The following is a 12845-nucleotide window of genomic DNA, read 5'->3' on the forward strand; positions in this document are numbered from 1 at the left end:
CTTCCTTAGCTGAGGTAGGAACTAAACCCAGGACGCTTCAAACACCTCAGGATGGGCGCGCCCGATGGTCGACTTCAACGCTGCTGTCGAACAAGCCGGATTCGTGCGGAAAAAGACCAAACACGGCATGTACGTCTACGGGCTCGCGATCGCATCCGAGTTCGGCAGCTAACCCCATGATGACGAGCTGTGACGAGCCATTCCCTACCTTACGCATGTGAAATTACATTGTGTTTTTCTCTATATAAAAGGTTAGGAACGACTCGTCACATGCCGTCACCCCTACAAGCGAACTCAAGGAGTGACCATGAACGAACGAACCATAGAACACCAACTGAAGAAAGCCGTCGAAGCCTCTGGCGGCTTGTGCTGGAAGCTCGTCTGCCCTGGAACCAGCGGCGTACCTGACCGGATATGCCTGATGGACAGCCGGGCTGTTTTCGTCGAGCTCAAAGCAGCAGGCAAACAACCCAGGCCAATCCAGCAGCGTCGGATGAACCAACTGCGCGAGCAAGGCTTCACCGCATTGGTTGTCGATTCGGTGGACGGCATACAGGAGGTGCTTGATGCACTATCAGCCGCATAACTACCAAACCACCGCAACCCAATACATCATCGACCACGACGAGGCAGCAATCTTTCTCGGGATGGGCTTGGGCAAATCGGTGATCACGTTGACGGCGATCTGGCAGCTCATGCTCGACTACTTCACCATCCACCGCGTATTGGTCGTCGCTCCGTTGCGAGTTGCCCGCGATACGTGGCCTGCAGAAGTAGCCAAGTGGGATCACCTTGAAGGGCTCACCGTAGCAGTCGCTGTCGGAACCAAGCGAGATCGGCTGAACGCTCTTGCGGCGTCTGCGATGGTGACCGTCATCAACCGGGAAAACATTCCATGGTTGGTGAACCAACTCGGGGGTAGCTGGCCGTTCGACATGGTCATCATCGACGAACTCTCCAGCTTCAAAAACCACCGGGCGAAGCGGTTCACGGCGCTGGTGAAAATGCGGCCGCACGTTAAGCGCTGGGTTGGCCTGACCGGCACGCCTGCAGCAAATGGACTGATGGATGTGTGGGCGCAGTTCCGGCTCCTCGACGGCGGTCAGCGTTTGGGCCGGTTTATCACTCGTTATCGCGAGCGTTGGTTCGTGCCCGATAAGCGTAATGGGATGCAGGTGTTCACCTATAAGCCACGCGTGGGTGCTGAGGATGAGATCTACGGTGCGATTGGTGACATGACGTTGTCGATGAGAACCACCGACCACCTTCAGCTACCGCCCTTGACGGTGACGACAATGCCTGTGGTGCTGGAGCCGAAAGAACGACGCGTGTATGAGCAGTTGAAATCTGATCTTGTCCTCGACCTTGATGGGGCGACGGTTGATGCTGCGAACGCCGCCGCACTCTCTGGCAAGCTCCTGCAGTTAGCGTCGGGCGCGATCTACACCAGCGACGGTCAGTGGACGGCGGTTCACGAGCGGAAGCTCGACGTCCTCGAAGACCTCGTCGAGGCTGCCAACGGCAATCCACTGCTCGTGGCCTACTGGTTCACTCACGACCGCGAACGTATCACCGCCCGCTTCCCGCAGGCTCGCGAACTCAAAACGAGCGCGGATATCGAGGCGTGGAACAGAGGCGAGATTGCGCTTGGGCTGATCCACCCCGCATCGGCCGGTCATGGACTGAACCTCCAATCAGGCGGGCACCTGCTGGTGTGGTTCTCGCTCACGTGGAGCTTGGAGCTTTACCAGCAGACCAACGCACGGCTTTATCGGCAAGGACAATCCGAACCTGTGACGATCACGCATCTTGTTGCGGAAGGGACGCTCGATGAAACCGTTCTCAAAGCTCTTGATGCGAAAGACGCTACTCAGGCTGCGTTGATTGACGCGGTCACAGCAGAAATTACAACCACTGAAAGGACAAGCTCATGCATGTGATGACCAAATACCTCGACACAAGGAAAGCCGCGATCGCAGCGCTACAGGATTATGCGGTGATGGAACAGATCATCGAGAGTACCGACGAGCAGATCAAGACGGCTTACGCTGACGCGGCAAGCCCAGCATCCCCACGCATGGACGGCACACCACCTTCTGGCGATCTCCGCGCTTCGGAGAATCGGATCGTGGCGAGCATTGAGCGAATCGACGCCTACAAGGCTCGCTACCTACAGGCCCGCCAGTACATGGACTGGTTCTTACCTGCGTGGGAAGTCATCGCTGAAGACGACCGCTTCATCCTCGAAGGCTTCTTCCTCAGCGAGGGGACACAAGATGAGAAGGTGTTGATGATAGCCGATCATTTCTACGTCGAGCGTGACACGGTCTATCGGCGCAAGAACCGGGCCCTCGACAGGTTCGCCACCGCCTTATACGGACAGCTCTAGCGTTAGCGGGTATCCGAAACATGCGATAGAAAACCGCATATCGGTGTGAGAACATGTAAGTGGTTGAAAACTAGGAGAAGCCCCAAGAACCCACACGGGAACTTGGGGCTTCACCACATCCAGGGGGAAGGAGCCAGCGATGCCGGTCAAACCAGCCCGCCCGTGCTCCCACCCCGGCTGCCCTGAGCTCACCCGTGAACGCTACTGCGAGGCCCACGCGAAGGCAGAAGACGCCCGGTATCGGAAGTATCAGCGTGATCCGAAGATCAACCGCCGCTACGGCGCGCGGTGGCGCAAGATCCGCGCCGCCTACATCGCACAACATCCACTCTGCGAAGACTGCCTAGAGCAAGGCAAGTACACGCCTGTGCAAGAGGTTCACCACGTGCTCCCGCTCGAACATGGTGGCACCCACAACTTCGACAACCTTCGTTCGCTGTGCAAGCCCTGCCACTCGCGCCAGAGCGCGCTGGATGACGACCGGTGGAGGCAACAACCTCGGGTCTACACCTACTGAATTCTTCGCCACGTTCCGCCCTGTCGCGGTTGTCGTCACGCACTTCAAAGTTGCCTACCCGCCTGGCGTTTGCCGAACACGAGCCACCGTCGAAAGCCTGACGAGGGGTAGGGCCGTCGAATCTCTACAGCCTTGGCACAGGTCAGCGGGCGGGGCCAACCGTGCGCAAAGTCCCCGAATCAAACAAGGTATTAACACTTCGGGCTTCGTCGGCAGTACCAGTGAGGGGTGAAATCCCGCTGAGTGTTGCTCGGTTTTCTTGCGCTTTGTCCGTCCGGATTTGGGTTTCCCAGGGACGTACAGGTGAGGGCAAAAAACTCGGAGCTTCTCATCCGGTGTTCTGGATCCCTCTCTGGCAGGTGTTCGCCTGTCTTGAGTTAACAAACTGGTTTCTAAAAAGGAGGAATCATGACAGATCAAATGGTGCTAAAAACACAGCAATGGCTCAATCGCACCTATAGGAGCAAGGCTGGATTCGGTTCAGTCGTAGAGGACGGATATACCGGCTGGGGCACGGTCAACGCTTTGATTCGGGCCCTGCAAATCGAGCTGGGTATTACGACAACGGCGAACAATTTCGGACCGGGAACTATCAGTCGCTTCCAGTCTCGGTGGCCTAACGGCATCCACCAGCAGGATGACGGTGCGCAGGAGACTTCTAATGTGTACGGCATTATCCAAGGTGCTTTGTGGTGTAAGGGATATTCTGCTGGTGCCAGCGATATCACTACGCATTTCTATAGCGGAACTGGAAAGGCCATCAAACAGCTTAAGAGCGACATGGGCATTGGTGGAGATTCCACTGTGACGCTCGACGTCATGAAAGCGCTGTTGTCAATGCAGCAATTCGTCCTGCTTCGCTCTTATGGGGGCATTTCAGCGATTCGGCAAGCACAGCAACAAATCAACCAACAGTATCGCGCTTATACCGGAATCATCCCAACCGATGGACTCTACGGTCGGGAAATGAACACTGCTCTGATTCAGGTCTTGCAAGCCATTGAAGGATTTAGCCCTGCGGAAGCCACAGGTAATTTCGGCAATGGCACCAAAGCGCGTCTAACAATAGTTACACCCAGCAATGCGGCAAGTTTACCGAAGTGGGCTTGGCTAGCTCAGGTTGCTCTAGTGTGTAACCGGATTTCTCCCGATATCTATCCTTCTGCACAAACCGCACTGTCAACGTTCGTTCCGCAATTCCAAGCAAAGTATCAGCTCCCACGAAGCGGGGTGGTCGACTCGACTACATGGATGAGCCTGTTGACCTCGAAAGGTGATCCGAATCGCGCCTGCAAAGCATGCGATACACGCTTCGAGATTACGGCTGAGCGACTCAACCTACTTAAGGCGAACGGCTATGAGATTGTGGGGCGTTACCTGACTGAGCCGAATCAGGATTCAAAAGATCCGTCTGACTATTTCAAAGCAATTCGCCCCGGAGAACTTGAACGCATCACCAACGGAGGAATGAAGTTCTTCCCGATTTTCCAGGAGTACTCAACCAAGCTTCGACACTTCACGCGGGAAAACGGCGCTCGGCACGCGACGCTCGCAAGGCAAGCAGCCCAAAGACTTGGCATTCCGGGAACGTATATCTATTTCGCAGTTGATTTCGACGCGACCGACCCCGAGGTCACAAGTCACATTCTTCCGTATTTCCAGGGTGTGCGAGGAAGCCTGGGAGGCGGATACAAAGTAGGCATCTACGCCTCGCGTAACATTTGTAGCCGCATCATTAAAGCCGGCTACGCTGGAAGCGCGTTCGTCTCGGACATGTCTACAGGATTCTCCGGCAACCTCGGCTTCCCTATTCCTGACGATTGGAACTATGACCAGTTCACTGAAATCAGTGACTACAAGGGTGCTGGTTTTGACCTAGACAGGGTCGCCTATTCAGGACAAGCAGCGGCAGTTGATCATGTTGCTCCTTCGAGTGCCGGTGACGCTGCGCCCGACACCAGCATTGATTACACCAAGCTGGCTCCGATTGATCTGATCTGGCATTTAGAGAAACGCTTCGAAGAACTTCGTGCCAGTGGCAAGGTTGGAAAAGACTACGTTGCGGGTTCTCATGGTGCGGGAACGCGGATTGCCGTTCCGACTTGGCGTTGCATCCTCAACTATTTAGCAAAAGCCTACCTGCGTGACGGTGGTAGTGGATCTGCGGTGAATTGGTCCGTGTCTGCCGAAAGTTTCAGGAGTGCTGACGCGAGCGTACTCGAGAAGGACGCTGTAGGCAAGAAGATCATCGCTGCCTTGAATCGCTATATTGATAACACGTGGCGGCAATCCATGACCGACAAGACCGGAGAATCGGTTGATCTGGCGCATCTGGCGGCAACAACACTTGGATACACCAACTGGAATGTTATCCCTGATGCGTGGACTGGCTGGGCCGGAGACCTAGCTACTGCCATGGAGAATATTCAGAAAACACTTGAGTGGAATCCCAGTGCGAACCTGGATCAGGTGGCCACAGCTCTAATCGGTCAAGGTAACGATTACCGTCAGCATCCTGGCTTGAAGGGGCTAGTACTTGACAAGAAAAACGACAAGGGAAAATGGGAATCGGTAGGAAACAACTGTAACCGTGACGATCTCTGCTGTGACGGAGATGCCATCGTTATCGCTAACACGCTAGAAAACGGCAACGACTCCAACGCTCATCTTCTGTCAGCAACATTGCGAGAGTACTACAACAATTCCAGCAAACTTGCCAACAGATTCAAGCAGATTGGCTGGAGCTTGGGGGCGAATAATTCCACTGAGGCATATCAGAAAATAAGTGAATATGCCGACTTGGATAGCGCCGTTTTAGGATGGTTCCTGGCTGGATACGTCAAGGAAGAGATTCGTTTGACAGCTTGCCGAAAGCTAGCTGAATTCATCTACCGATAATTGATTTGGTCTTTTCCTTGGTGTAGCGCTTGGGTAAAAACGCTAAACCCAAGCGCTACACCACCAGCAACAAGAGCGCCGATGGCGGGAACGGAAAACTGGCTCAGCAGTTGAGAAAAAGAATCACTATGAACTAACGAGCCGACACCATCGAGTGAAAAGAGAAAAGCTGAGAGTCCGATAAAGGCTCCTGCTGAAAGTTGCAACGCGCGGGCAGATTGAATACCGATGAAATGCTTATTAAAAAGCAGAAGAAGAATCGTGAAACACACATACATGAGTGGCATCAATAAGAAGACCACAAAAAATCTCTGATCCTGATCCTTGCACCGTAGAAAGATGGCGGCGAAAAGCCACGCGCCGACAAAATATGCCAGAGCGGATACAAGAAACACAGATATTTTTTTGATGACCAGTCCCTTCAACTTTTCGCTACACATTTTGATACGGCAACGGCATCAGGAGTTGTATGCCCCAATAAGTTCTCATTCTACAAGAAGGGTTTCCCTGCATTGCTAAGGATAGCGCTGATCGGGCGGATGTTGCGTGAATGCAGGCACGAGGCCTGGTGCGTTGAACCCGACAGTCACGAAAAGGCGCACGGGAGCGCCTATACCAGAGGCTCCCGAGTATCTGTCTGTGGTGTACAGCGTGGTAAGAAGCTACTGGGGGGGGGCGGCTTGGTTATGGGGTTGTTCTGGCGGCTTTCTGGTGAATGCACGGAGCTTTTTGATTGCCCATTCGTAGTGGCTTGATGTGGCTGACACGCAGTAGGAGCCGAGCGAGGTTGTGCCCGTCCACGGGAAATGCGCCTTGGTGAATAACTCCTCGTTGGTGAACTCGCCGATGAGAGCCACTACTGCGGTGTGGCTGTCAGCGAGGTTCTCGCGGATAGCCTCAAGCTCAGTGCCCTGATATTGAGTCCAAATCTCTTGGTTGAGCGTTGGCGTGGTTCGCCACGTGTGAGGAAACGGAAGAAACGGTCGAGGCTGACCCTGGCGGTTGGCGTCGACGAAGCCAAGCAACATGCGCTGCCACTCGTGCAGGTGGGCAAGGACGTCGCGCAGGTTTTTGTCCCGCGCCCAGTGGGCTTCTTTACCGATTTGAGTGATGCTGGGATCAAAATTCGTATGCTGATCGTCGGAACTCATGCCCTCAATGAGGCTGTCCAGTTTCGCATACTGCGCCTCGGCGGCATCCAATAGTTCAGTTTTCGTCTTCGGTCTCGGCACGCCACTAATTGTCTCACAGCAGGAAAGCAGATGAAAACCTATGGCGAAAGACGGAACGAACCGGGGTGGCCGCCGTGTGCGGGCAGGTGCGAAACCCGATCCGCTGAATGCGAAGCTCGCAGCTGGCCGCCCAGCCACGCGGCTTGATGATCCGCTGGGTGAGCCGTTTGACTTTGAAGGCTCAGATATCGGGGATGGTGCGGTGCTTGCTGGTGAGGTGATGCCGGAGCCTGCCGAGTATCTGTCGGAGATTCAGCGTGATGGTAAACCCCTCGGCGCTGACCTCGTCTACCGAGAAACATGGCAATGGCTCGATCAACGTGGCTGTTCCCAGTTCGTCGCACCGCGCTTGATCGAATCCTATGCGCAGGCGTTCGCGCGTTATGTGCAGTGTGAACAGGCGATCTCCAAGTTCGGCTTGCTCGGCAAACACCCAACCACAGGGGCTGCGATCGCATCCCCTTTCGTTGCTATGTCCCAGTCTTTCGGGAAGCAAGCGAACGTGTACTGGTACGAGATTTACGAGATAGTGCGCGCCACCTGCACCAGCGACTACTCAGGTTCGGCGCCGGGTGATGACGTGATGGAGCGCCTGCTGCAAGCCCGCTCCTAACACCCCTTTGATTCTCGTGTGCCTGCCCGAGATGGGTGGGCACTTTTCTATGTCCCGATTCTTTGGAAAGTGAGTGTGTATGTCTGTTACGAAGACTGCTGAGGCCGTGTGTATCGGCCATCCCGATAAGCTCTGTGATTTGATCGCTGACACGATCCTTGACGATATCCTCTACGAGGATCCTGCTGCCCGCGTTGCAGTAGAAGTGATGGCATCTGGCCGCAGGATCATTGTGACTGGCGAGATCACTTCGAAGGTTCGTCCGCGTATTCGTGAGTCGGTGCGTTACGCGCTGGTGAAGGCGGGTTATGTGCCGTGGAAGTTCCTCGTTTTCGTCTGGACACGCCGCCAATCCCCAGACATCAACGCAGGAGTTTCCAAGTCCTTGGAGGCTCGCTTCGGAGACACGAGTGAGTTTGCGTTGCAGGGCGCTGGCGATCAAGGCACCGTCTACGGATACGCCACCAACGAAACCCCGCAGCGTTTGCCATTGCCGCTCGTACTCTCGCATGAGATCTGTGGGCGTCTTGATGACGCCCGCAAGGACGGCACGATCAGCGGTATCAAGTCCGATGGTAAGGCGCAGGTGACGGTTCGCTACGACGCCGCCGGACAACCCGTAGCAGTCGAAACCGTGGTGGTGTCGATCCAACACGACGCTACGAAGACTCTGGACGAGCTTGCGGCTGAGGTCAAAACACTGATCGTCGCACCCGCGTGTAAGCCGTATCTGCCAATTAGCGCTGACACCGAGATTCTGGTGAATCCCTCGAGCTTGTTTACGGTGGGTGGTTCAAAGGCAGACACGGGGCTCACTGGTCGCAAGCTGATGGTCGACACTTACGGCGGTCTCGCCCCACATGGTGGTGGGGCGTTCTCGGGTAAGGACGCGTCCAAGGTTGACCGCTCGGGTGCGTATATGGCGCGTCTGATAGCCAAGACTATCGTCGACTCCGGTCTTGCGCAGGAATGCCAGGTCGCGATTTCCTATGCGATTGGGAAGGCTGATCCGGTCGCCTTCACCATCGACACGCTCGGCAGTGGTGAATACTCCGACAAGATCCTGACCGAGGCTGCGCGTGAGGTGTTTCCGCTACGCCCAGGAGCGATCATTGACGCTTTGGGGTTGCGAGCACCCGGCTACACCCGCTACTCGACCTACGGACACTTCAGCCATGCCGGTTTGCACTGGGAGAACTCGTTCGCTCACGTCGACGCATTAAAGAAGGCGGTGACCACACATGCTCATGAAACCAATGCCCATCAGTGAACTCAAGCCCGCTGACTACAATCCGCGTAAAGACCTCCAGCCTGGCGATGCCGAATACGAGAAGCTCAAGCGATCCTTGACCGAGTTCGGCTACGTCGAACCCGTCATCTGGAACTCCACCACTGGCAACATCGTCGGTGGACACCAGCGTTTGAAGGTGCTCGAAGATCTCGGCCACACGGACGTGGACGTGATCGTTGTTGAGCTCGATGAGACCCGCGAGAAAGCACTCAACATCGCGCTCAACAAGATCAGCGGCGAATGGGACAACGACAGACTTGCCCTCCTCATCGCCGACCTCGATGCTTCGGATTTCGATGCTGAACTCACCGGTTTCGACGACGCCGAAATCCAGCAGTTGATCGGCTCCTTGGATGAGAACGAGGTTGAGGACGACGACTTCGACCTTACCGCCGCACTCGAAGCATCCGCGTTCGTGGAGCGTGGGGATATCTGGACGCTTGGCCGTCACCGACTCGTGTGCGGCGACGCCACCAGCGTCGAGGACGTCGAGTTGTTGATGGATGGTAAACGTGCGAATCTTGTGTTGACTGATCCGCCATATAACGTCGCCTTCGAATCAGGATCCGGATTGTCCATCAAGAACGACAAGATGGATGGCGATAAGTTCTACGATTTCCTGCTATCGGCGTTTTCGAACATGGTGGGCGTGTGTGAGAAGGGCGCGTCCGCGTATGTGTTCCACGCTGACACTGAAGGCTTAAACTTCCGAAGAGCCTTCCAAGACGCTGGCTTCTACCTCTCTGGGTGTTGCATCTGGGTCAAAGACTCTCTGGTTCTTGGTCGCTCGCCCTACCAGTGGCAGCACGAGCCTGTGCTATTCGGCTGGGTGAAGACAGGTAAGCACCGGTGGTATGCGGATCGTAAACAGACCACCATCTGGCGGTTTGATAAGCCACGTCGTAACGCTGATCATCCGACCTCGAAGCCGCTGGATTTGTTGGCGTATCCGATTGGGAACTCCACGCAGGCTAACGCGATCGTGCTCGACACTTTCGCAGGCTCAGGCTCCACGCTCATGGCAGCTGAGGCAACCGACCGCATCTGCTATTGCATGGAGCTTGATGAGAAATACGCGAGCGTTATTTTGCGCCGTTATGCCGAACATACAGGGGACGCTGCCGGGATTACTTGCCTGCGAGGCGGCAAAGAGTATGCGTATTTGGATTTGGTGCGCGATGTTGAAGGGGTGAACCGTGAGTGAGTTGACGTTGGGTTCCTTGTTTGATGGCTCGGGTGGTTTCCCTCTCGCAGGTATTCAGGCGGGTATTCGTCCTGTGTGGGCGAGTGAAATCGAGCCATTCCCGATTCTCGTTACGACCCGCCGTCTGCCGCAGCTCACTCATGTGGGTGATGTGACCGAGGTCAACGGGGCTGATATTGATGCGGTGGATGTGATCACGTTTGGTTCTCCCTGCCAAGACCTATCCGTTGCAGGTAAACAAGCAGGCCTGGCGGGTGAACGCTCGGGTCTGTTCTTTCATGCTGTACGAATTATTGAAGAAATGAGGAAAGCAACCCATGGAATGTTTCCACGCTACGCGATCTGGGAGAATGTCCCTGGCGCGTTCTCCTCACACAAAGGATCCGATTTCGCCACCGTCCTTACCACGCTCACGCGCATCGTCGACCCGAGCACGCCTGATATGCCTGTCCCTGAGGGTGGATGGCCGTACGCGGGATGTGTCATGGGTGAGGGATTCTCACTGGCATGGCGAGTACTCGACGCACAATATTTCGGCGTGGCCCAACGACGCCGCCGCATCTACCTTGTCGCAGATTTTGCAGGCCGATCCGCACCCGAGATTCTTTTTGAGTCCGCGAGCCTGCCAAGGCATTCTGAATCGTGCGGCACGCAAGAACAAGACCATGCCCACACCCCTGAAGCAAGCCTTGGAGGCCGTAGCAGCTCGGTGATGTTGTTGGATCATCATCCGCAGGACTCGAGGTTGACCGTTAACTCCTCGGGGGTGGTGCAGACGCTGACTGCCCGGATGGGCAACTCACCCACCAACGTCCCCATCCTCCTCGACGCCCCAGAGGAACGCAGGGTGTTTGGCCTGAATTCGATCCACGATTCCCGCAGCGGTGGCGGCCACTACGGCTACGAAGCGGAAGTGTCGAAAACCCTCGACCTGAAAGGCGGAGAGCCGACCTGCAACCAGGGCGGCATGGTCATCTTGGAGCCCGTCTATGCTACATCCAAAGCCGACTATTTCACCCGCGCCACCAAGAACCAAGCAGGTGCGCTGCTGGCCACGGATTACACCGACCCGCCCATGGTCGCCAGCTCGTCGCTGCTCCCCAGGCGGCTCACTCCGGTGGAGTGCGCCCGGTTGCAGGGGTTTCCTGACGATTGGTGTGACGATCTTGCTATCGAGGATCCGACAAGCAAGGACATCGAGTATTGGACGGGCATTTGGGCTACCTGGAACTGGGCGCGCGGCGTGAAACCACGAACCGCACGCCAAGTCACTACTTGGTTGAAGAATCCAACCAGTGATAGTGCCCAATACAAGTTGTGAGGTAACGCGATCGCTTTGCCCGTTGCTCGCCACGTCCTTGAAAGACTGAAGAATTTTGCTCGCGCAGGGACTGGATAAGCGCCCACACCTATGGCTGTATGTACATGACCAAACAAACCCCGACAAGGGGAAATACGAGATGGAGGATGGTCATGAGTGATCTGCATATTGAGATCAGCGAGATGCTGGAGGCAGGCATCAACATCTGGGACGTCGAAGAAGCCCTCGACATTGCACGAAAGTGGAACTTCTCCCTGGTTGCCGGTGCGATCGAACACGACCCGCATGGCTATCTGCGACTGGTTGATTCTTGGTTTGAACAGGTGACCCGATGACCACGATCGAGTTTACCCCGAACAAGGCTGGGCGTAAGAAACTCGCCGAAGTCATCGCGGAACATCTTGGCGTGAAAGCCAGGTATGCTGGCATGCCCACCTTTGACTATCTGATTGGTGAGGCGCGGTTGGATCGGGACTGGGTGCTCCACCTCCCAGACAACGCAGACGGCGACGCGATAACCGACGCCGCGAGCGCGGCCGGGTTTGCGCCTGCGGGTGAGGTTTACGGACTCACGCTCACATTCCCCACGACCAGGTGGGACGAGGCCACAGGCGCGAAGCTCGACGCCCTGCTCGCCTCCAAGGGAGCACTCATCGCTAAGGCACTGGTTATTCCTGCTACGCCCATGGCGATCGATGAGGCGGAAGGGACCGTTGAGTTTGCCTGGTTTGACCAGCTCCCAGATGCGGAGGTGATTGAAGCGGTCAGCGTGCTGATTCAGCTCATGATCGAGCACGCGAAAACCGCCACGAGAGTCTCCGCGAAGCCTGCCAAGACAGGTGGAAATGACAAGTATGCGATGCGCTGCTGGTTGCTGCGCCTGGGCATGATCGGCGACAACTACAAGCACGTGCGCCGAGTCCTGCTAGCGAATCTGGAAGGCAACGCAGCATGGAAAACCCTGCCCAAATCCGACCACTGAGTTCCTTGCGGAGAACCGGCGAAAAGCGACTGGATAACCGCGCACACCTATGGCTGTATGTACATGATCGAACAAGAAATAAAGGAGCGAGGTCATGAATACCAGCAAGGTCACGATGGAGCAGCTGCAGATCGCGACCGACAGCTACGGCACGGTTATCGCCTACGGAGACTTCGTCCTCGCCTCGGCATACCGGTACCTGGGCAAAGGCCGGATCGGAAACGACGCCCGCGTCTACAAACTCGCCGAGCAGCCCATCCCTGGCTGGGGATCGGACGCCCGCAGTTTCATTGAATGCGAACTCGCCCTGGTTGCTGAGGCTGAGGAACTGTTCGAAGACGCCGGCCACGCCATCGCCTGGGCGCTTGCCCACACCAACTAACCAGCACAGGAAGGAG

14 protein-coding genes are annotated in these 12845 nt (G+C 56.0%); 12 read left to right on the forward strand and 2 right to left on the reverse strand.

Going from position 1 to position 12845, the window contains the following annotated elements:
• Positions 1-307 precede the first annotated feature (307 nt).
• From QPC17_RS05995 to QPC17_RS06015, 5 genes are all read left to right on the forward strand, one after another.
• The gene (locus QPC17_RS05995) at positions 308-586 is read left to right on the forward strand and encodes a VRR-NUC domain-containing protein (RefSeq protein WP_062613128.1); all 279 of its coding nucleotides are present in this window, start codon (positions 308-310) and stop codon (positions 584-586) included.
• A complete protein-coding gene (locus tag QPC17_RS06000) occupies positions 567-1940 on the forward strand; it encodes a DEAD/DEAH box helicase (RefSeq protein ID WP_285347533.1) in 1374 nt (457 codons plus the stop codon). Before QPC17_RS05995 ends, QPC17_RS06000 begins: the two co-directional genes overlap by 20 nt.
• Positions 1931-2389, forward strand: a complete 459-nt coding sequence (locus tag QPC17_RS06005; protein ID WP_040316954.1) for an ArpU family phage packaging/lysis transcriptional regulator — start codon at positions 1931-1933, stop codon at positions 2387-2389. Before QPC17_RS06000 ends, QPC17_RS06005 begins: the two co-directional genes overlap by 10 nt.
• 139 nt (positions 2390-2528) lie before the next feature.
• Entirely contained in the window at positions 2529-2906 is a 378-nt protein-coding gene (locus QPC17_RS06010) for an HNH endonuclease (protein WP_285347097.1), read from the forward strand.
• Positions 2907-3314: 408 nt separating this feature from the next.
• A complete protein-coding gene (locus QPC17_RS06015) occupies positions 3315-5804 on the forward strand; it encodes a glycoside hydrolase domain-containing protein (protein WP_285347098.1) in 2490 nt (829 codons plus the stop codon).
• Here the strand turns inward: QPC17_RS06015 and QPC17_RS06020 are convergent.
• Together QPC17_RS06020 and QPC17_RS06025 are read right to left on the reverse strand one after the other, a co-directional pair.
• Positions 5795-6199 carry a hypothetical protein gene (locus tag QPC17_RS06020; RefSeq protein WP_285347099.1) on the reverse strand — a complete coding sequence of 135 codons (405 nt, stop codon included), beginning with the start codon at positions 6197-6199 and terminating at the stop codon, positions 5795-5797. The two genes, QPC17_RS06015 and QPC17_RS06020, sit on opposite strands and share 10 nt — an antisense overlap.
• 267 nt (positions 6200-6466) lie before the next feature.
• Positions 6467-7006 (reverse strand): ClbS/DfsB family four-helix bundle protein, encoded by a 540-nt coding sequence (locus QPC17_RS06025; protein ID WP_432049304.1) that lies wholly within the window; start codon positions 7004-7006, stop codon positions 6467-6469.
• A gap of 70 nt (positions 7007-7076) precedes the next feature.
• Here QPC17_RS06025 and QPC17_RS06030 point away from each other — a divergent pair, with 70 nt between their 5' ends.
• The 7 genes from QPC17_RS06030 (at position 7077) to QPC17_RS06060 (ending at position 12829) form a co-directional block, all read left to right on the forward strand.
• Positions 7077-7649, forward strand: coding sequence for a P27 family phage terminase small subunit (locus QPC17_RS06030; RefSeq protein WP_004007621.1), 573 nt, complete (start codon positions 7077-7079; stop codon positions 7647-7649).
• A 79-nt stretch (positions 7650-7728) separates the two neighbouring features.
• Positions 7729-8919, forward strand: a complete 1191-nt coding sequence (gene metK / locus QPC17_RS06035) for a methionine adenosyltransferase (RefSeq protein ID WP_285347100.1) — start codon at positions 7729-7731, stop codon at positions 8917-8919.
• The gene (locus QPC17_RS06040; protein ID WP_285347101.1) at positions 8891-10144 is read left to right on the forward strand and encodes a site-specific DNA-methyltransferase; all 1254 of its coding nucleotides are present in this window, start codon (positions 8891-8893) and stop codon (positions 10142-10144) included. The genes metK and QPC17_RS06040 overlap by 29 nt, the downstream gene beginning before the upstream one ends.
• The gene (locus tag QPC17_RS06045; protein ID WP_285347102.1) at positions 10137-11465 is read left to right on the forward strand and encodes a DNA cytosine methyltransferase; all 1329 of its coding nucleotides are present in this window, start codon (positions 10137-10139) and stop codon (positions 11463-11465) included. The genes QPC17_RS06040 and QPC17_RS06045 overlap by 8 nt, the downstream gene beginning before the upstream one ends.
• A 152-nt stretch (positions 11466-11617) precedes the next feature.
• The gene (locus tag QPC17_RS06050; RefSeq protein ID WP_285347103.1) at positions 11618-11800 is read left to right on the forward strand and encodes a cell division protein; all 183 of its coding nucleotides are present in this window, start codon (positions 11618-11620) and stop codon (positions 11798-11800) included.
• Complete coding sequence (locus QPC17_RS06055) at positions 11797-12447, forward strand: hypothetical protein (RefSeq protein WP_004007616.1); 651 nt, start codon at positions 11797-11799, stop codon at positions 12445-12447. The genes QPC17_RS06050 and QPC17_RS06055 overlap by 4 nt, the downstream gene beginning before the upstream one ends.
• 94 nt (positions 12448-12541) lie before the next feature.
• Positions 12542-12829 (forward strand): Nmad4 family putative nucleotide modification protein, encoded by a 288-nt coding sequence (locus QPC17_RS06060; RefSeq protein WP_007000745.1) that lies wholly within the window; start codon positions 12542-12544, stop codon positions 12827-12829.
• Positions 12830-12845 lie beyond the last annotated feature (16 nt).

Source organism: Trueperella bernardiae, from assembly GCF_030246965.1.
Classification (GTDB): Bacteria; Actinomycetota; Actinomycetes; order Actinomycetales; family Actinomycetaceae; genus Trueperella; species Trueperella bernardiae.

What these genes read in the sequence shown, in the direction of transcription:
- QPC17_RS05995 (WP_062613128.1), top strand. Translation starts at nt 308, where the DNA reads ATGAACGAACGAACCATAGAACACCAACTGAAGAAAGCCGTCGAAGCC.
- QPC17_RS06000 (WP_285347533.1), top strand. Translation starts at nt 567, where the DNA reads ATGCACTATCAGCCGCATAACTACCAAACCACCGCAACCCAATACATC.
- QPC17_RS06005 (WP_040316954.1), top strand. Translation starts at nt 1,931, where the DNA reads ATGCATGTGATGACCAAATACCTCGACACAAGGAAAGCCGCGATCGCA.
- QPC17_RS06010 (WP_285347097.1), top strand. Translation starts at nt 2,529, where the DNA reads ATGCCGGTCAAACCAGCCCGCCCGTGCTCCCACCCCGGCTGCCCTGAG.
- QPC17_RS06015 (WP_285347098.1), top strand. Translation starts at nt 3,315, where the DNA reads ATGACAGATCAAATGGTGCTAAAAACACAGCAATGGCTCAATCGCACC.
- QPC17_RS06030 (WP_004007621.1), top strand. Translation starts at nt 7,077, where the DNA reads ATGGCGAAAGACGGAACGAACCGGGGTGGCCGCCGTGTGCGGGCAGGT.
- metK (WP_285347100.1), top strand. Translation starts at nt 7,729, where the DNA reads ATGTCTGTTACGAAGACTGCTGAGGCCGTGTGTATCGGCCATCCCGAT.
- QPC17_RS06040 (WP_285347101.1), top strand. Translation starts at nt 8,891, where the DNA reads ATGCTCATGAAACCAATGCCCATCAGTGAACTCAAGCCCGCTGACTAC.
- QPC17_RS06050 (WP_285347103.1), top strand. Translation starts at nt 11,618, where the DNA reads ATGAGTGATCTGCATATTGAGATCAGCGAGATGCTGGAGGCAGGCATC.
- QPC17_RS06055 (WP_004007616.1), top strand. Translation starts at nt 11,797, where the DNA reads ATGACCACGATCGAGTTTACCCCGAACAAGGCTGGGCGTAAGAAACTC.
- QPC17_RS06060 (WP_007000745.1), top strand. Translation starts at nt 12,542, where the DNA reads ATGAATACCAGCAAGGTCACGATGGAGCAGCTGCAGATCGCGACCGAC.